This window comes from Marichromatium gracile, from assembly GCF_004343155.1.
GTDB classification, from domain to species: domain Bacteria; phylum Pseudomonadota; class Gammaproteobacteria; order Chromatiales; family Chromatiaceae; genus Marichromatium; species Marichromatium gracile.
Window position 1 is genome coordinate 45,865 of the sequence record NZ_SMDC01000014.1, and the last position, 16,831, is coordinate 62,695.

A 16,831-nucleotide genomic window follows, 5' to 3' on the forward strand; every position below is an offset into this window, starting at 1 on the left:
CGTGTTTTCCTCGTCGAAACATGCGATTGTAGACCTCCGGGCCGATTCCCCAGACCTGCTGTCGGGGATGTTCGGGCAGACGAATGGCGCCTCCCCAGGCTTGACAAGCACGGCGCTGGCCGCCAGAAACAGGTGAGCGACCCCGGCCCCTCGGGCCGGATGTAACGAAGGGGTCTGACTTTAAGGATGGCCAAGGCGCATGCTGCCGAGAGACCACGGCGGGTGCGCTGTCACGGAGGGCGCGTCACGCGTTGATCGGGGTGGGCGAGATCGCCAGCGTGTGACGTGGGGCAAGTCGTCGGAGACGAACATCACGTTGACGACCCGGGCGTGCGCGACACCTCCTGCCCGTCGTGACTGGCGGCAGGCGCGCGAGTCTTGCAACAACGGATCGAGCGATTTCCGACAAGTCCATGGCATGGCTTTTCCGACTTGGCGAGCGTGGGGCCGGTAAGGCCGCGAACGCCGAGGCCTTTTTCGAGAACCTGGTGCGCCAGCTCCCCGATCCCACCTGGGTCAAGGATCTGGATGGCCGCTATCTGTATTGCAATCCCGCCTTCGAGCAGCATTTCGGCATCGCCGCCGAGCAGGTGATCGGGTGCACCGAGGCCGACCTGTTTCCGCCGTCCTTTGCCGCCGCGCTCGGCGAGCAGGCCGCGGCGGTGCTCGGTGACGGGGGCGAGTCGCGCCGCGACCAGCGTCTCGAGCGTCCCGGTGGCGGTGAGTCGCGCTGGTTCGAGATCAGCTGTGCGCCGCTGTGCGATGAGCAGGGGCGGCGGTTCGCGCTGCTCGGCAGTGCGCGCGATGTCACCGAGCGTCGCCGCGCCGCCGAGGCGGCCTGGGATACCGAAACCCGGTTCCACGCCTTGTTCGAGCAGGTCGAGGCGATCTCGGTGCAGGGCTATGATCGCAACCGTCGGGTGATCTACTGGAACCCGGCAAGCGAGGTGCTCTACGGCTACCGCCCGGCCGAGGCGCTTGGCGTCAAGCTCGAGGACCTGATCATTCCCGACGCGCTGCGTCACTATGTGATCAGCGCGGTCGACTCCTGGGTCCACGGTGCCCCGGTCCCGCCGGCCGGGGAGATGACCCTGCGTCGCGCCGATGGCTCGCCGGCGCACGTCTTCTCCAGTCACGTGATGTTGCGCGGCCCGGACGGCGAGCCGCAGATGTATTGCGTCGACATCGACCTGAGCGAGCGCAAGGCCGCCGAGGAACATATCCGCAAGCTCTCTCTGGCGATCGAGCAGAGCCCGGAGAGCATCGCCATCACCGACCCCGATGGCACCATCGAGTATGTCAACGAGGCCTTCGTGCACAACAGCGGCTATGCCCGCGAGGCGCTGATCGGCGCCAACCCGCGCATCCTGCAGTCGGGGCGCACGCCGCGCTCGACCTATCGCGACCTCTGGGCGACGCTGGCCCGTGGCGAGGTGTGGCGCGGCGAGTTCGTCAACCGTCGTCAGGATGGCAGCGAATACATCGAGATGGCGGTGATCGCGCCGATCCGTCAACCCGACGGGCGCATCACCCACTATGTTGCGGTCAAGGAGGACGTCACCGAGAAGAAGCGCATCGCCGAGGAGCTCGAGCGCTATCGCGATCATCTCGAGGAGCTGGTCGCGGCGCGCACCCGTCAGCTCTCCGAGGCGCGTGAGCGCGCCGAGGAGGCCAGCCGGGCCAAGAGCGCCTTCCTCGCCAACATGAGTCACGAGATCCGCTCGCCGATGAACGCCATCCTCGGGCTGACCTATCTGCTCGGGCGCGAGATGGCAACGCCGCAGCAACGTGCCACCCTGGCCAAGATCAAGGGGGCGGCCAACCACCTGCTGTCGATCATCAACGACATCCTCGACGTCTCCAAGATCGAGGCGGGCAAGCTCACGCTGGAGACCCATGACTTCGCCATCGCCGAGCTGTTCAACCAGGTCGAGGCGTTGGTCCAGGCGCAGGCCGCGGCCAAGGGGCTGGCACTCGACTGCGAGGCCGAAGGGCTGCCGGCGGTGCTCCATGGCGACAGTACGCGACTGCGCCAGGCGTTGCTCAACTATCTGGGCAATGCGATCAAGTTCACCCACGAGGGCCGCATCCTGCTGCGTGCCGAGGTCCTCGAGACCCGTGGCAGACGCCTGTTGATCCGTTTTGCCGTCACCGATACCGGGATCGGCATCGAGCCCGCCGATCTCAAGCAGCTGTTCCAGCCCTTCACCCAGGTCGACAATTCCGCCACCCGTCGCTATTCGGGCAGTGGGCTGGGGTTGGCGATCACTCGCCGGCTGGCCTTGATGATGGGAGGCCAGACCGGGGTCGAGAGCGTTTCCGGCAAGGGCAGCACCTTCTGGTTCACCGCCTGGCTCGGTCAGGCCGAGAACCAGGATCCGATCGAACTCGGTGTGCCACGCGAGGAAGGGGATGCTGCGGCGCATCTGAGCGAACGCCATCGTGGTGCCCGGGTGCTGCTGGTGGAAGACAACCAGGTCAACCAGGAGGTCGCCGCCGAGATCCTCAAGGATGTCGGGCTGGAGGTCGACGTCGCCGACAATGGCCGCGAGGCGGTGACCATGGCGCGGCGGGTTCACTATGATTTGGTCCTGATGGATCTGCAGATGCCCGAGATGGACGGACTCGAGGCCACCCGGCGGTTGCGCCGGTTGCCCGGCTGGGAGGAGCGACCGATCATCGCGATGACCGCCAATGCCTATGATGACGACCGGCGCCGTTGCGAGGCGGCGGGGATGAACGGTCATGTCTCCAAGCCGGTCGACCCCCAGACCCTCTATGCCACCCTGCTCGACTGGCTCTCGCGCACCATGACCGAGACACCGAGCGCGCCCCCATCGGGCGCCGTCGCTGCGGGCGCTGTGGTGCTGGAGCAGGGGGACGAACAGGTCGCCACCGGCGACGTCCTGGAGCGGCTCGCCCAGCTCGGTCATGTCGATCTGAGCTTCGCCCTCAGGAGCCTGCATGGCAAGCGCGAGGTCTATACGCGACTGGTCGGCATGTACGCGGAGCATCATCGCGAGGATCTCGCCAAGCTACGCCGGGCGTTGCAGTCGGGCGATCGCGATCAGGCGCGGCGGCTCGCACATGCATTGAGCGGTGTCGCCGGGACCCTGGGGTTCGTCGAGCTACAGCGGTTGTGCCGCACCCTCGATGTCGCGCTGCGCGATGAGACCGAGATCGAGATACTCGAGGTGTCGCTGGCGCGCGCCGAGGTCCTCCAGGGACAGCTGCTGGCGGCAATCGCCACCGACCCCGGGCGCGGCTGAGCTCGGTCGGAACACTGTCGCGGCGAGCGCTCAGCGTTGCTCGACGAACACCGTCAGCAGGCGTCGGGCGAGCAGGGTCAGCCCGACGATCAGCGCCAGTGCCAGGGTGAGCAGCAGGAACTGCTCGGGACCGGCGCGGCGCAGCAACGCCATCAACCCCTCGGCGAACACCGCCATCGTCGCCACCCCGGGCAGCATCCCGATCAAGGTGCCGATGGCGTAGTCACGCAGGCGGATGTGCGAGGCCCCGGCGAGCAGGTTGAGCAGGGTGAAGGGGGCGACCGGGACGATGCGCACGGCGATGATGGTGAGGATGCCGCGCCGTGCCAGGCGCTCGCTGAGGCGGTGGATGCGTCCGCCGGCGAGCCGGTTGACGGCGGGTCGACCGAGATAGGCACCGAGCCCGTAGGCCGCCAGCGCCGCGAGCAGCGAGCCGAGCAGGGCATAGCTGGCCCCGGCCAGGGGGCCGTAGACCAGCGCGGTGACCAGGATCAGCAGGGTCACCGGGATCGCCAGCAGACTGCCGACGACGAAACCCGCGAGCAACAGCGCCGGCCCCCAGGGGGCGTGGAGCTGATCGGTCAGTTGCTCGGCGAGCTGCTGCGGATCGAGTGATTCGCCCAGGCCGCTCCAGCGCCAGAGGATCGCCAGCGCGGCGAGCAGCACGACCAGCGCGATCCCGAATCTGAGTCGGCGCCGCGCGTGCGGCAGATGACGACGCCCGAGCACGGCGTCGCCGACATCGAGGACGTTGAGCGGGCGCTTGGGGTCGATCAGCCGCTCGTCGGGGAGCTGGCGTTCCCACTCCGGGTCGACGGCGCCCTCCAGCGGGGTCAGGGTCTTGCGCCCCGGAGGGGCGTCGGCGCGGATCGCTTCGATTGCCCCGATCAGTCCGCCGGCCTCCCGTTCGGCGCTTGCCAGGTGTTGCGGCTCGCAGTCGAGCAGGTTGCCGATGAGTTCGCGGCGCAGCGCGGCGATGCGTGCCCGTCCCTCCTCGTCGGTGACCTCGAGACAGAGGTCGCATTCAGTATCCAACCCCATCGATCGATTGCTGAGATTGGCCGATCCGACCCGCAACCAGCGGTCGTCGACGATCGCCAGCTTGGCGTGGACCATCAGGCAGCCGCTCTCGAGGCCGGGGACCTCGGGGTGGTAGACGCGCAGTCGAGCGTGCCGATCGGCCTCGCGCAGGCGCTCGAGCTGGCGGGCGCGAAGTATGTCCATGGTGTGCTGTTCGAGCCAGGCGCCGGTCTCGCGCGGCAGCACGATCACCACCTCCGGGCCGTGCGTCTCGTCGAGGCGTTCGCACAGCGCGCTGCACAGGGTGGTCGAGGTCAGGTACTGGTTCTCGAGATAGATCAGCCGCTCGGCGCGTGCGAACAACGCCAGATAGAGCTGCTCGACCTCGCGCACCTCCCGCTCCGGTGCCTGGTCGTCGCGCGCCGGTTGCTGCGGCTGGGTGCGGGCGATGGCGCAGGGTTGGTCGCGCAGCAGCGCAGCGACCCCTTCGGGCCAGGGATCGTGTACCGGTGGTGGGCTCGGCGCGGGCGTCTCCTCGCCGCAGCGCGCCCAGCGCGCGCGCGCCAGCTCGGCGAGTGCGCCGGCGCTCTCGCCGTCGACCATCAATTGCAGGTCGTGGAAGGGCGGGTAGGGCTTGCCGTCGGGATCGCGTCGACGGGCATCCTCGGCCTGGTGCGCGCTGCTGTCCCAGCGCCACTTGCCGAGGTCGAAGCCGCCGCAGAAGGCCAGTGCGTCGTCGATGACCACCAGCTTCTGGTGGTGACTGGCCGCCAGCGGATGATTGTCATCGAGGGCGAAGTGCAGGCGAGGGTGCTGGCGCCAGGGGTGGATGCCGAAGAGCAGCGGTTCACGCTCGAGCGCGTAGATCGGCGCATAGTCCCAAAGCAGGATCCAGGCCTCGAGCCCGGGGGTGCGTTCGAGCAGGGCATGGAGCAGCTCGCCGAGTCGGGTCGGCAGCCCGTCGCCGGGGTCCTCGCGCACCAGCTCGAGCTGACTGTGCAGGTCCCAGCCGAGGATCAGGATGCGATGCCGGGCATTGATCAGTGCCCGACGCAGGGTGGCGAAGTAGCGTTCGCCATCGATCAGTGGAGCCAGACGGCGGGTGCCGGTGATCTGCCAGCAGGTCTCGCCGGGTACCAGCAATGGGTTGGGCGTGTGACGTTCCATCGGGGGGTCATCCTGTTCGGGTGGCGCGCGGCAGCGCCAGTTCTGCGTAGAGCGGCAGGTGGTCGGAGGCGATGCGGGCCCGTGGGTCGCGGCTGCGTTCGAGTCGCTGCAACAGTCCCGCCGGTCGGGTCCAGACGCGATCGAGCGCGAGCAGTGGCCAGGCGGCGGGGAAGCTGGCGAGCCTCGGGGTGGGCCCGAGCAGCCGGGAGAGCTGGCGTTCGGTGCGCGCCAGCGGCCACCAGGTGTTGAAGTCGCCCAGTACCACCAGGGGGGCGGGTGAGTCGCTGATCCAGGGGCGCAGGCGTTCGACCTGGCGGCGTCGCTCCCGGGTCTTCAGCCCGAGATGGGTGGCGAGACAGCGCAGCGGGGTGCCGTGCGCGGTGCGCAGGTCGGCGACGATGGCTCCGCGCGGCTCGCGCCGGCGTTCGCTGAGGTCGAGACGGGTGAGTGCGATGACCGGCAGCCGGGTGAGCAGGGCGTTGCCGTAGTGGCGGTCGTGGGTGAGGATGGTCGGACCGGGAATGGCGTGATAGTCGCCGAGTTGCGCCAGCTCGTGCATCTGTGCCGAGGGCGCGTGTGCTGTCGGGGTCGAGTCGACCTCCTGGAGCGCGATCAGGTCGGCATCGAGCGCGCGCAGCACCGTGGCAATGCGTCCGAGGTCGCGGCGACCGTCGCGGCCGATCCCGCCGTGGATATTGTAGGTGACCACGCGCAGCCGCTGGCGCGGGTCCTGGTCGGCCATCATGTTCCATGACATGGCTGCCGCGTGGCGTGATTCAACCGCGGCCACGTCGTCCCCGGGCCGGCTCCCCTATACTGTGGGCAGACGAAAAGGATGTCGCAAGGCGTGTTGGTTCAGCGTCAGCGCAGGAGTGAGCACCATGATCGATGTCCCGGTTTCGGTTCCCTTCGTCCCCACCGGTGCGCGTCCGAGCATGTCGGAGCGGCTTGGGCTCGGGCGGGTGGCCACGCGCCCCGAGTCGACACGTCCGGTCAACGATCCCGAGGCGGTCGGCCCGCGCCGCCCGAGCGACGAACAGGCGCGCGACGGCGCAGTGCTGGGTGGCGAGATCGGCGCCCGCGTCCGTCTCGCACTCGAGGCCGGCGAGCACACCGCCGAACCCGCCTCCACGACCTCGCAGACGAGCGGGGAGGCGCGCTTGAGCGCGGCGCTGGATCCCGGGCCGGCGGCGCCGACGCGCGGGTCGTTCGACGCCGAGGCCTGAGCCTCGCTGTCGGGGTCAGTCTTCCTCGTGGGGCCGCGGTGTGCGGCGGCGGCGGGTGGTCTCGAAGGCGAAGGCCACGGCGTCGGCGACCTCCTCGGCCATGCGCGAGCGTTCCTCGTCGCTCTGGTGCGAGGCGAAGTCGATGCTGTGGCGTACGTAGCGCGGCGGCAGATAATTGAGCGCGACACAGGCGAGATCGTCAAAGTAGTCTGCGTCGAAGGCTTCGCCGCGCTCGGCGAGCAGCTCGCTGATACGCGCGGCGACCAGGCGTTCATAGTGATTCTCGATGCTGGAGAGCATGACGGTCGACTCCGGTTCTGCCTATCGGGATGGCGCCGGCCCCGGGGTGGGCACGATGCGCCATGGGTCGGCGCTATCTTAGCCGAAGCCTCGCGATCTCGACCATGACGCAGGGCGTGTCGTCCAGCAAGTCCCGAGTTCGATCCCAAAGGAGCGAAGATGCACGATCGACACGGCTCGACCGATGCCGCCATTCCCGCCGCATGGCGGGGCGTGCTGGGCGACGGCCTGGCCATCACCCTGGTGCTGGCGCTGGCGCCGAGCCGTCGCCCCCCGACCCCGGCGGAGTCGGGGGTTCGGCTGCTCGATGCCATCGCGATGCTCGAAGACGGTGGCCGTGGCGGGCGCGACGAGACGCCCTCGCTGGAGCTGCAGCGACTCGAGGCGAAGGTCGACCTGCTGATGCAGCTGCTCTCGACCTGGATGCAGGCGCAACTCCCGGCGCCGGTGAGCGCGACCTTGAGCGCCGAGGGGGTGGTGTTGCCCGCCGCGCTGCTCGATACTGCCGATGATCGGCTCGAGCTCTACCCCTCGACAGCCTTCGCCCAGCCGCTGGTGCTCGGGCTCGAGACGGTCTGCGAACTCGATGGTGCGATGGGCGCGCGCTGGCGGTTCAGTGATGACGGGCTGCGCGAGGCGCTGGGGCGTTGGGTGTTTCGGATGCACCGGCGCGCAGTGGCGCGGGCGCGGCGATAGCGCGCCTTCGGTCGCACCATGGGGTCTGCGTGCTTGACAGTGGCCGACGCGGACGTTAGAAACTCGTCGCTCCATCAAGAATCGCGATGCGCCCTCTCCGGAGCAAACAGCAAGCCGGTTCGGCGGCCGTCTGCTCGCCTTCCGCGTGTCGCGGGCGCGAGTGTCACGAGCGCGGGGCTGCGTTCACCGCGGAAGGATTGCGTTTACGATGCCGAGCGAGGGCAACCCATTTGAGCAACGCGTGCGGATCGGTGTGTTCGGTGATCAGCCGGCGCGCGACAGGACCGGACACATCCTGGAGTTCCTCGGCTGCGAGGTGCAGCCACTCGAGGCCCTCGACGAACTCGACACGATGTCACTCGCAGCACTCTGGCTGTGCGCGCCGGGGGCGCGTCTGGCCGAGCAGCTCGAGCGTGTCCGTCCACCCTCCCTGCCACTGATCTGTCAGCCGCTCGACGGTGCCCGCGAGGCGCTGCCCGGGCATGTCTGTGTGGTCGACGAGCCGCCTGTTGTCGGGCGGGTGCTGGCGGTGTTGCAGTGGTTACGGGCGGACGCGACCGATGCCGTCGAGACGTCCGGGATCGAGGGCCTGGTCGGCGCCCATCCGATCATGCGTGGGGTCAAGCGCGCCATCACCCAGGTCGCCAACAGCGATGCCACGGTGCTCATCCTCGGCGAGACCGGCTCCGGCAAGGAGGTGGTGGCGCGCGCGATCCATGCCGCCTCGTCGCGGTGCGACAAGCCCTTCGTCGCCGTCAACTGTGGCGCCATCCCGCCCGACCTGCTCGAGAGCGAGCTGTTCGGTCACGAGAAGGGGGCCTTCACCGGGGCCTTCACCGCTCGCACCGGGCGCTTCGAGCTCGCCGCCGATGGCGTGCTGTTTCTCGACGAGATCGGCGACATGCCGCTGCCGATGCAGGTCAAGTTGTTGCGCGTGCTCGAGGAGCGAACCTTCGAGCGGGTCGGCTCCAACAAGCCGATCCAGGCCCAGGCGCGGATCATCTCGGCCACCCATCGAGACCTCCAGGAGGCGGTTGATGCCGGCGCCTTTCGCCAGGATCTGTTCTTTCGTCTCAACGTCTTTCCCATCGAGTTGCCGGCGCTGCGCGAACGGCGCAGCGACATCCCGCTGCTGATCGGCGCGCTCGAGGAGCGCTTGCGCGCGCAGTCGGTGGAGACCGCGCGGCTGACCCCGGCGGTCATCGCCTATCTCGCGCAGCTGCCCTGGCCGGGCAATGTGCGCGAACTCTCCAATCTGCTCGAACAGTTGGCGATCCTCTATCCGGGGGAGCCGGTGGACCTGGCGCAGCTGCCGCCGCGCTTTCGCCCCGAGGCGGCCGCCGAGGTGCTTGAGGGGTTGCCCCCGGCCCCGGTCGCCGCCCCGGCGCTCCCCGGAGGGTGCGAGGAAGGCGCCCTGCCGCCTGAGGGGGTGGAGTTGCGCGGCTATCTCAACGAGCTCGAGCGCCGCATGATCGTCACCGCCCTGGAACAGAACGATCAGGTGGTGGCGCGTGCCGCGCGACGTCTGGGCATGCGTCGCACCACCCTGGTCGAGCGCATGCGCAAGTTCGGCCTGGGGCGCGGCGGCGACTAGCAAAGCCCCCCCCCGGCCGAGCGGGAGACCGAGATTGGCCGTCAAGAATTCGACGTCCTGTCGGTGATGATGCTGCTCGTCATCTGCGCCCGGGGTTGCGCAATCCTGCCGCAGCCCTTGTCCGTCAGGCCCTGCCGCCATGCCTGAGGTTTTTGGCACTTAATTTGCAATATCCCAATCGTGTCCAAGGGTCGGGTACGCCGCTGCACCTGCGTATCCAACCGGATTACGTGGATTGAAGAGATGGGAGATTGTGAACGTGAGTGACATGCAGATCCAGAACGTCTTGCAGCAGATGCGCGCGCTCTCGCAGTCGGGACGGGTCGAGGGGAGCATGCCTGCGACGCAGCAGCCGACGGCGCCGAGCGAGGGCGGTGAATTCGCCACCGCGCTGCGCGATTCGTTGCGCTCGGTCAATGCGTTGCAGCAGGAGGCCAAGCAGGTGCAGACCAGTTTCGAGCTCGGTGAGGCCAATACCAGTCTGCCGCAGGTGATGGTGGCGATGAACAAGTCGAGTCTCGCCTTCGAGGCGACCAATCAGGTGCGCAACCGGCTGTTGTCGGCGTACCAGGAAGTCATGAGCATGCAGGTCTGAGCGCTGACGGCGCGCGGATCCACGGAGAGATTCATCCATGGCGTCTTCGCTGACAGCCGCCTTTTCTACTGGAATCAAGACCTTCAACGAACTGCCGGTGGGTCGGCAGATCGCGTTGCTGGGGATGATCGCCGGTGGTCTGGTGGTGGCTGGCGCCATCCTCTACTGGGCGATGCGCCCGACCTATGCGCCGCTGTTCTCGCGGATGGAGAATGCCGAGGCGGCCGAGGTGGTTCAGGCGCTCGATCAGCTCGGCGTGGCCTACCGCATCGATGAACTCTCCGGACGGATCGAGATCCCCCAGGCCCAGATCGCCCAGACCCGATTATTGCTCGCCGGTCAGGGGCTGCCACGCGCCTCGGACTTCGGCTTCGAGCTGCTGCAGGAGGACATGGGATTCGGCGCCAGTCGCTTGATGGAAGGAGCGCGCCATCAGCGTGCGCTCGAAGGCGAGCTGGCGCGCTCGATCGCGGCGCTCGATCCGGTGGAGAGTGCGCGGGTTCATCTCGCGCTGCCCGAGCGCTCGGTGTTCGTGCGCGAGCGCAAGCCCGCGAGCGCTTCGGTGGTGGTCCATCTGCGCGGCACCCGGGCCTTGAACGACACCCAGGTCGCAGCCATCGTTCATCTGGTGTCCTCGAGCATCCCGGCGCTCGATCCCGAGCAGGTCACCGTGGTTGACCAGCACGGTCGGCTGCTCACCAGCAACGACGACGAGATGGGGTTGTCGACCTCGGCCGACCAGCTCGACTACATCCGCCGTCTCGAGAGCAGCTATGTCGATCGGGTGATGACCCTGCTGGTGCCGATCATCGGGCGCGACGGGGTGCGGGTGCAGGTGGCCGCGGACATCGATTTCTCCCGCGTCGAGCGCACCCAGGAGTCGTTCGATCCCGAGCGCACCGCGGTGCGCTCCGAGCAGCTCAGCGAGCAGGAGCGCGTCGGCAGCGACCCGGCGATCGGCGGCATCCCCGGCGCCTTGACCAACCAGCCGCCGGCCGGTGGCGCCGTCGGCGAGGCGCCGGTGGCCGACCCGATGATGCCGAGCAGTCGCAGCATGCAGAAGACGCGCAACTACGAGATCGATCGTGCGATCTCGCACGTGCGCGAGATGCCGGGCAATATCCGCCGGCTGTCGACGGCGGTGGTGGTCGACTATCGCGAGGAGCTCAACGAGGAAGGCGAGGTGGTGCGGGTGCCGCGCACGGAGGAGGAGCTGGCGAGCATTCGCGCGCTGGTGCGTGAGGCGGTGGGGTTCGACGATGCGCGCAATGATTCGCTCAACGTGATCACCGCCTCGTTCACGCCCGCCGACACCACCGACGCCGAGCCGGTCTGGACCCAGCCGTGGTTCCTCGAGCTGGCCAAGATCGGCGCCGGGCTGATCCTCGCGCTGATGGTACTCTTGACCATCGTGCGTCCGGCGGTACGTCAGCTCGCGCCGCCGTCCGCCGACGAGGCTGCCGCCGCGCTCGAGGACCAGTCGGGCGAGGGCGGTGGGGCCGGCGGCGAGGGCGAGCTCGGCGAGGATACCGTGGCGATCACCCAGCAGAGCGCGGCGATCGCCGCGCTCACCGGGCCGAAGGACGGGGATCAGCAGCAGGTCGATCTCGAGGCGGTGCGCGAGCTGGTCAAAGAGGATCCGAAACGCGTGGCACAGGTGATGAAGAGCTGGCTGAACGAAGATGGCAACTGATCCGTCCAAGCGCCCCGGCCCCGAGCAGGTGGCAATCTTCCTGATGAGCATCGGTGAGGGGCCAGCCGCCGAGGTGCTCAAGCACATGGGACCGAAGGAGGTGCAGAAGATCGGCACCGCCATGGCCTCGCTCGAGCGGGTCTCGCGCACCGATATCGACTATGTGCTGAAACGTTTCTCGGAGACGGCCATGGAGCACACCTCGCTCGGGATCGGCGCCGAGGACTATGTGCGCTCGGTGCTCAACTCCGCGCTCGGCGAGGACAAGGCCTCGGGGCTGATCGACCGCATCCTGCTCGGGCGCAACTCCAAGGGGCTCGAGGCGCTCAAGTGGCTCGATCCGCGCGCCATCGCCGAGATGATCCGTCACGAACACCCGCAGATCGTCGCCATCGTGCTCTCGCACCTCGACGCCGACCAGGCCGCCGAGACCCTCTCCTATCTCCCCGACCGGATGCAGTCGGATATCGTGCTGCGCATCGCCACCCTCGACGGCGTCCAGCCCGCAGCGCTCCACGAGCTCGACGAGATCCTCGAGCGCCAGCTCTCGGGCAAGAACACCGCCAAGTCCTCGATGGTCGGCGGGGTCAAGACCGCCGCCGACATCCTCAACTTCATGGACGCCTCGCAGAGCACCAACGTGATGTCCGGGGTCACCCAGGTCGACGAGGACCTCGGCGAACGCATCCAGGAGCTGATGTTCGTCTTCGAGAGCCTGGTCGACGTCGACGATCGCGGTATCCAGACCCTGCTGCGCGAGATCTCCACCGACTCGCTGGTGCTTGCGCTCAAGGGCGCCGATGACGCGCTCAAGGACAAGATCTTCAAGAACATGTCCAAGCGCGCCGCCGAGATGCTGCGCGAGGACCTCGAGGCCAAGGGGCCGGTGCGGTTGAGCGACGTCGAGGGGGCGCAGAAGGAGATCCTTGCCGTGGCGCGTCGACTCTCCGAGAGCGGTGACATCGTTCTCGGCGGGGCCGGCGGGGAGCAGATGGTGTGAGCGGCTCCGGATCTTCGGTGCTCTATGCCGACCTGCTCGACGGGCCGGTGCAACGCTGGCAGCCGCCGGATGTCGGCGCGCCGCCGCCCGCGCCCGAACCCGAGCCCGAACCCGAGGTCGAGCCCGAACCCGAGCGTTATCTGCCGACCGCCGCCGAGATCGAGGCGATCGAGCAGGCCGCGCGTGATGCCGGTTACGAGGCCGGTTTCGAATCCGGCTACAAGGAGGGGCGCGAACTCGGCCAGGGTGAGGCGGAGAAGGAGGGCCGGGCGCGCTACGACAAAAAGGTACGCGAGACGGTCGAAGCCCTCGAGGGCGTGGCCCGCGATCTCGCCGATCCCCTGGCCGCCGCCGCCGATGCGCTCGAGCCCGAGCTGCTGGCGCTGGTGGTGGCGATGGCGCGACGGGTGGTGATGGCCGAGCTCGAGCAGCACCCGGAACACGTCGCCCGGGTGCTCGGCAGTGCGCTCGGGCAGCTGCCCTCGCGCAATCGCGAGATCCGCGTGCGCATCAACCCCGAGGACGCGGAGATCCTCGAGGCCTATGCCCGTGACCGTGACGAGCGCATCAGCTGGCGCCCGGACCCGGGTGTCGCCCGTGGCGGCTGCACCATCGAGAGTGGCCCGAGTCGGATCGACGCCACCCTCGAGGAGCGGTTGCGTCAGAGTGTCGAGGCGCTCTGGGGAGAGGTCGAACCGACGCCTGACGAGCCAGTGGTCGACGGCGCCGAGTCCTTGTCGCCGGCGGCTTCGGTGGATGCTGCCGTTACCGACGTTGACGCTGCGCCGGAGACGGGAGACGTCGCACTGGCCGATGAAGAGGTCGAGCAGCGATGAGCGAGCTGATCGATGGACTGCGCGAGCAGGGCACCCGCGATCTGGTCAGCGGGTTGCGCGAGCGCCTGGCACAATCGGGGCGGCGCATCGACAAGGTGGCGCCGCCCCAGCCCGAGGGGCAGCTCTCGCGGATGGTCGGGCTGACCCTCGAGGCCGAGGGGATCCGGCTACCGGTCGGCGGGCGCGCGGCCATCCATACCGCCAGCGGTGGTCGGGTCTCGGCCGAGGTGGTCGGCTTCCAGGGCGAGCGCACCTTCCTGATGCCCGAGGGGCGGATCGAGGGACTGGTGCCGGGGGCGCGGATCGAGCCGCTCGACCAGCAGCGGCGCATCGCCGTCGGGCCGCAGTTGTTGGGGCGGGTGATCGACGCCAACGGCGAGCCACTCGACGGCGCCGGGCCGCTGCGCGCGCAGCAAGAGATGCCGATCGACGGGCGCCCGATCAATCCGCTCACCCGCGACCCGATCCGCACCCAGCTCGATGTCGGCGTGCGCACCCTCAATGGACTGCTCACCGTCGGTCGCGGCCAGCGCCTCGGGCTGTTCGCCGGCAGTGGCGTGGGCAAGAGCGTGCTCTTGGGGATGATGACCCGGTTCACCGCCGCCGACGTCATCGTCGTCGGGCTGATCGGCGAGCGCGGTCGCGAGGTCAACGAGTTCATCCACGACATCCTCGACGACGAGTCGCGCCGGCGCACCGTGGTGGTGGCGGTGCCGGCCGACCAGTCGCCGCTGCTGCGTCAGCACGGCGCGCTGGTGGCGACCACGGTGGCCGAGTACTTCCGCGACCAGGGGCTCGACGTGCTGTTGCTGATGGACTCGCTGACGCGTTTTGCCCAGGGCGCGCGCGAGATCTCCATGGCCATCGGCGAGCCACCGGCGACCAAGGGCTACTCGGCCTCGGTGTTCGCGCGCCTGCCCGCGCTGGTCGAGCGCGCCGGCAACGGTGACAAGGGCGGCGGCTCGATCACCGCCTTCTACACCGTGCTCGCCGAGGGCGACGACCAGAACGACCCGATCGTCGACGCCGCGCGCGGCATCCTCGACGGGCACGTGGTGCTCTCGCGCGAGATCGCCCAGAGCGGGCGCTATCCGGCGATCGACGTCGGCGCCTCGGTCTCGCGGGTGATGAGCGCGCTGATCAGCCCCGAACACGAACAGGCGGCGCGGCGCTTTCGCGGCATGATGGCCACCTATGCCGCCAACCGCGACCTGATCGCCGTCGGCGCCTATCGCAAGGGCACCGATCCCCAGCTCGACGAGGCGGTGGCGATGTACCCGCGTCTCGAGGCCTATCTCGCCCAGCAGCGCAGCGAGTGCGTGACCTTCGAGGAGGCCCGCGACAGCCTGATCGCGCTGATGCGGGGTGGGCCGTGAGCGCCGGCATCCGTCGTTTCAAGCGCCTGCTGCGCATCCGCGAGGCGCAGGAGAACGAGGCCGCGGTGGGGCTCGCCGCGCGGCTCGACACTCTCAACCAGGTCGAGGCCCAGCGCGAGCAGCTCGAGCGCTATCTCAACGACTATCTGAACGCCCTGGTGCCGGAGGATGTCAACATGCTCAAGCAGTTGGCGCGGATGCGCGATCAGCTGCGCGAGGCCCTCGATCAGCAGGAGCTGCGTGTCGATGCCGCTCAGGCACAGGTCGATCAGGCCCGTGCGTTCTGGCTCGAGCGCCATCAGGCGAGCCTGTCGCTGGACAAGCTGATCGAGCGACGTCGTGAACAGGAGGCGCTCCAGGAGGGGCGTCGCCAGCAGCGCGAACAGGACATGTGGGCGACCCGGCGCGCCTTCGATCAGCGTCACCAGGAATGAGGCCCGCTGATGCGACAGGCGCCTAGCCGGGGCGGTGCAAGCCCCCTTCATCAATAGCGAGGATCGCGGTCATGCAAGCGCAAACAGCTCAGTTACAGCCATATGGCCTGTTGCAGCTGCTCTCCGGCGCCACGGCCGGGGCGGCGGCGGTTGATCCCGCGGGGGAGGGCGGCGCCTTCACCGAGGCGCTCGAGGGCCAGCTGCGCGAACTGCTCTCGGGCTGGGGCGTCGACCTCGAAGAACTCGACTCCGAGTTGCAGGGGGCCGAGACCCCGGATGAGGCGCTCGCCTCGCTGGTCGCCTTGCTCCAGCAACTCCCCGCCGAGCTGCCGAGCGCTGTCGTCCCGAGCGGGGGCGTGGTCGCGCCCGCACTCCCGGGCAGCGGGCCGAGCACGGGGGAGGCCGTGGTGCTCGCCGCGTTGCAGCAACTTCCGCTCGGACAGGGCCGGGCGCTTGGCGCGCGGCTGCCCGGTGAGGAGATGGCGGGGCGCGGCGAGGCCCTGCTCAACGCATTGCAGGCCCAGCTCGATGCCGCGACCACCGGCACCGAGAGTGCCGATGGTGCCGACGATCTGGTGGCGCGGCTGCGGGGGTTGCTGCGAGGCGAGACGAGCAGCGTCGAGCTCTCGGCGGCGGAGCGTGCAAGCCTGACGGCGCTGCTCCAGCAACAGGGGGGTGGGGCGTCGACCGAGGACGGACTCGAGACGCTGGCGCCGGTCCTGCGGTCGTTGTTGCAGTCGGTGACGACGGACGGCAGCGATGCCGATCCCGAGGCCTTGCTCAGGGGGGCGGTGAGGTCGGGCGAGGGTGCTGATCTTGCGGCCCTGTCGTTGTCGCCGGGGCTGACGCGTGCGCTCCAGCCGGAGATCGACGGCAGTCTTGAATTCTCGCGCGAGGCATTGTTCGAGCTGCTGCAGCGCTGGGGCGGTCATGATGGCGCCTCGGTTGTCGAGCAGGAGCGAGACCAGGACTCGCGGCTTGCGGTGTCGGCGCCGACCGGCACCGGCGCGACGACTCAGCCGGCGGGCGCCGAGACCAGTCGCCCGCTGGTGCTCGATTTCCAGCAGCTACTGCGCCCGGGGGGCGAGCGTGCGCTGGTCGAGCGCATGCAGTGGCTGGCTCGCGCCGGAGAGGATGCGGCCGAGATCAAGCTGCACCCGCCGAGCCTGGGGGCGCTCGAGGTACGGGTGGCGATGGAGGGCGACAAGGCCAATGTGCAGTTCTTCGCCGCCAACCCAGTCGCCCGCGAGGTGCTCGAGGCGGCATTGCCGCGGCTGCGCGACTCGCTGGCCCAGGAGGGGATGTCGCTCGGCGAGGTGACCATTGCCGACCAGCCGCCGCAGCAACAGGATCGCGGTTCCCAGGCCGATCGTGACGGTGGCGCCGGTCGTGGCGAGGGTGGTGGCGATCCGGGAGAGACCGGCGAGCCCTTGACCCACAGCACCCTCGGCGCCCTGTCGCAACGGCTCGATCTGTTCGTCTGATCGCGGCGTTACCGTCCTCCCGGCCGAGCGCCGTTCCCGCCTCCCTACGTCCAGTCATCGGGCTTTGATAGACTGCTCCGATGTGCGGGCGCGCGGCCTGGTCTGGTGCCGCGTCGTGCGTCCGGCGCGTGCCCGAGGCTC

Annotated in this window: 14 protein-coding genes; 11 read left to right on the top strand and 3 right to left on the bottom strand. The window is 68.9% G+C overall.

The features are described 5' to 3' along the window. Nucleotides 1–413: 413 nt before the first annotated feature. Complete coding sequence (locus EDC29_RS15455; RefSeq protein ID WP_123140822.1) at nucleotides 414–3,269, top strand: PAS domain-containing hybrid sensor histidine kinase/response regulator; 2,856 nt, start codon at nucleotides 414–416, stop codon at nucleotides 3,267–3,269. 30 nt (nucleotides 3,270–3,299) lie between these two features. Here the strand turns inward: EDC29_RS15455 and EDC29_RS15460 are convergent, their stop codons facing one another. Next, on the bottom strand, nucleotides 3,300–5,456 hold the full coding sequence (locus EDC29_RS15460; RefSeq protein ID WP_132230560.1) for a VTT domain-containing protein: 2,157 nt from the start codon (nucleotides 5,454–5,456) through the stop codon (nucleotides 3,300–3,302). 7 nt (nucleotides 5,457–5,463) lie between these two features. Continuing rightward, nucleotides 5,464–6,213, bottom strand: a complete 750-nt coding sequence (locus EDC29_RS15465; RefSeq protein ID WP_132230561.1) for an endonuclease/exonuclease/phosphatase family protein — start codon at nucleotides 6,211–6,213, stop codon at nucleotides 5,464–5,466. Nucleotides 6,214–6,337: 124 nt separating this feature from the next. On the opposite strand from EDC29_RS15465, the gene EDC29_RS15470 reads away from it, so the two are divergent. Next, nucleotides 6,338–6,682, top strand: coding sequence for a hypothetical protein (locus EDC29_RS15470; RefSeq protein WP_123140819.1), 345 nt, complete (start codon nucleotides 6,338–6,340; stop codon nucleotides 6,680–6,682). Between the two features lie 15 nt (nucleotides 6,683–6,697). Here the strand turns inward: EDC29_RS15470 and EDC29_RS15475 are convergent, their stop codons facing one another. Then, nucleotides 6,698–6,982, bottom strand: a complete 285-nt coding sequence (locus tag EDC29_RS15475) for a late competence development ComFB family protein (RefSeq protein WP_123140818.1) — start codon at nucleotides 6,980–6,982, stop codon at nucleotides 6,698–6,700. 159 nt (nucleotides 6,983–7,141) lie between these two features. On the opposite strand from EDC29_RS15475, the gene EDC29_RS15480 reads away from it, so the two are divergent. The 9 genes from EDC29_RS15480 (at nucleotide 7,142) to EDC29_RS15520 (ending at nucleotide 16,690) form a co-directional block, all read left to right on the top strand. Next, nucleotides 7,142–7,678: a PilZ domain-containing protein gene (locus EDC29_RS15480; RefSeq protein WP_123140817.1), complete on the top strand. Its 537-nt coding sequence runs from the start codon at nucleotides 7,142–7,144 to the stop codon at nucleotides 7,676–7,678. 208 nt (nucleotides 7,679–7,886) lie between these two features. Next, on the top strand, nucleotides 7,887–9,272 hold the full coding sequence (locus EDC29_RS15485) for a sigma-54 interaction domain-containing protein (protein ID WP_123140816.1): 1,386 nt from the start codon (nucleotides 7,887–7,889) through the stop codon (nucleotides 9,270–9,272). Nucleotides 9,273–9,531: 259 nt separating this feature from the next. Beyond that, nucleotides 9,532–9,867, top strand: a complete 336-nt coding sequence (gene fliE / locus EDC29_RS15490; protein ID WP_025275171.1) for a flagellar hook-basal body complex protein FliE — start codon at nucleotides 9,532–9,534, stop codon at nucleotides 9,865–9,867. 37 nt (nucleotides 9,868–9,904) lie between these two features. Beyond that, on the top strand, nucleotides 9,905–11,560 hold the full coding sequence (fliF, locus tag EDC29_RS15495) for a flagellar basal-body MS-ring/collar protein FliF (RefSeq protein WP_132230562.1): 1,656 nt from the start codon (nucleotides 9,905–9,907) through the stop codon (nucleotides 11,558–11,560). Further along, entirely contained in the window at nucleotides 11,550–12,560 is a 1,011-nt protein-coding gene (gene fliG / locus EDC29_RS15500; protein WP_123141885.1) for a flagellar motor switch protein FliG, read from the top strand. The genes fliF and fliG overlap by 11 nt, the downstream gene beginning before the upstream one ends. After that, on the top strand, nucleotides 12,557–13,396 hold the full coding sequence (locus EDC29_RS15505) for a FliH/SctL family protein (RefSeq protein ID WP_132230563.1): 840 nt from the start codon (nucleotides 12,557–12,559) through the stop codon (nucleotides 13,394–13,396). Before fliG ends, EDC29_RS15505 begins: the two co-directional genes overlap by 4 nt. Further along, nucleotides 13,393–14,772: a flagellar protein export ATPase FliI gene (fliI, locus tag EDC29_RS15510; protein ID WP_123140812.1), complete on the top strand. Its 1,380-nt coding sequence runs from the start codon at nucleotides 13,393–13,395 to the stop codon at nucleotides 14,770–14,772. Before EDC29_RS15505 ends, fliI begins: the two co-directional genes overlap by 4 nt. Next, complete coding sequence (gene fliJ, locus EDC29_RS15515; RefSeq protein ID WP_123140811.1) at nucleotides 14,769–15,206, top strand: flagellar export protein FliJ; 438 nt, start codon at nucleotides 14,769–14,771, stop codon at nucleotides 15,204–15,206. Before fliI ends, fliJ begins: the two co-directional genes overlap by 4 nt. 71 nt (nucleotides 15,207–15,277) lie before the next feature. After that, a complete protein-coding gene (locus tag EDC29_RS15520) occupies nucleotides 15,278–16,690 on the top strand; it encodes a flagellar hook-length control protein FliK (protein ID WP_132230564.1) in 1,413 nt (470 codons plus the stop codon). The last annotated feature ends 141 nt before the right edge of the window (nucleotides 16,691–16,831 follow it).

What these genes read in the sequence shown, in the direction of transcription:
- EDC29_RS15460 (WP_132230560.1), bottom strand. Translation starts at nt 5,456, where the DNA reads ATGGAACGTCACACGCCCAACCCATTGCTGGTACCCGGCGAGACCTGC.
- fliG (WP_123141885.1), top strand. Translation starts at nt 11,550, where the DNA reads ATGGCAACTGATCCGTCCAAGCGCCCCGGCCCCGAGCAGGTGGCAATC.
- EDC29_RS15520 (WP_132230564.1), top strand. Translation starts at nt 15,278, where the DNA reads ATGCAAGCGCAAACAGCTCAGTTACAGCCATATGGCCTGTTGCAGCTG.
- EDC29_RS15470 (WP_123140819.1), top strand. Translation starts at nt 6,338, where the DNA reads ATGATCGATGTCCCGGTTTCGGTTCCCTTCGTCCCCACCGGTGCGCGT.
- fliI (WP_123140812.1), top strand. Translation starts at nt 13,393, where the DNA reads ATGAGCGAGCTGATCGATGGACTGCGCGAGCAGGGCACCCGCGATCTG.
- EDC29_RS15485 (WP_123140816.1), top strand. Translation starts at nt 7,887, where the DNA reads ATGCCGAGCGAGGGCAACCCATTTGAGCAACGCGTGCGGATCGGTGTG.
- EDC29_RS15455 (WP_123140822.1), top strand. Translation starts at nt 414, where the DNA reads ATGGCATGGCTTTTCCGACTTGGCGAGCGTGGGGCCGGTAAGGCCGCG.
- EDC29_RS15465 (WP_132230561.1), bottom strand. Translation starts at nt 6,213, where the DNA reads ATGTCATGGAACATGATGGCCGACCAGGACCCGCGCCAGCGGCTGCGC.
- fliF (WP_132230562.1), top strand. Translation starts at nt 9,905, where the DNA reads ATGGCGTCTTCGCTGACAGCCGCCTTTTCTACTGGAATCAAGACCTTC.
- EDC29_RS15475 (WP_123140818.1), bottom strand. Translation starts at nt 6,982, where the DNA reads ATGCTCTCCAGCATCGAGAATCACTATGAACGCCTGGTCGCCGCGCGT.
- EDC29_RS15480 (WP_123140817.1), top strand. Translation starts at nt 7,142, where the DNA reads ATGCACGATCGACACGGCTCGACCGATGCCGCCATTCCCGCCGCATGG.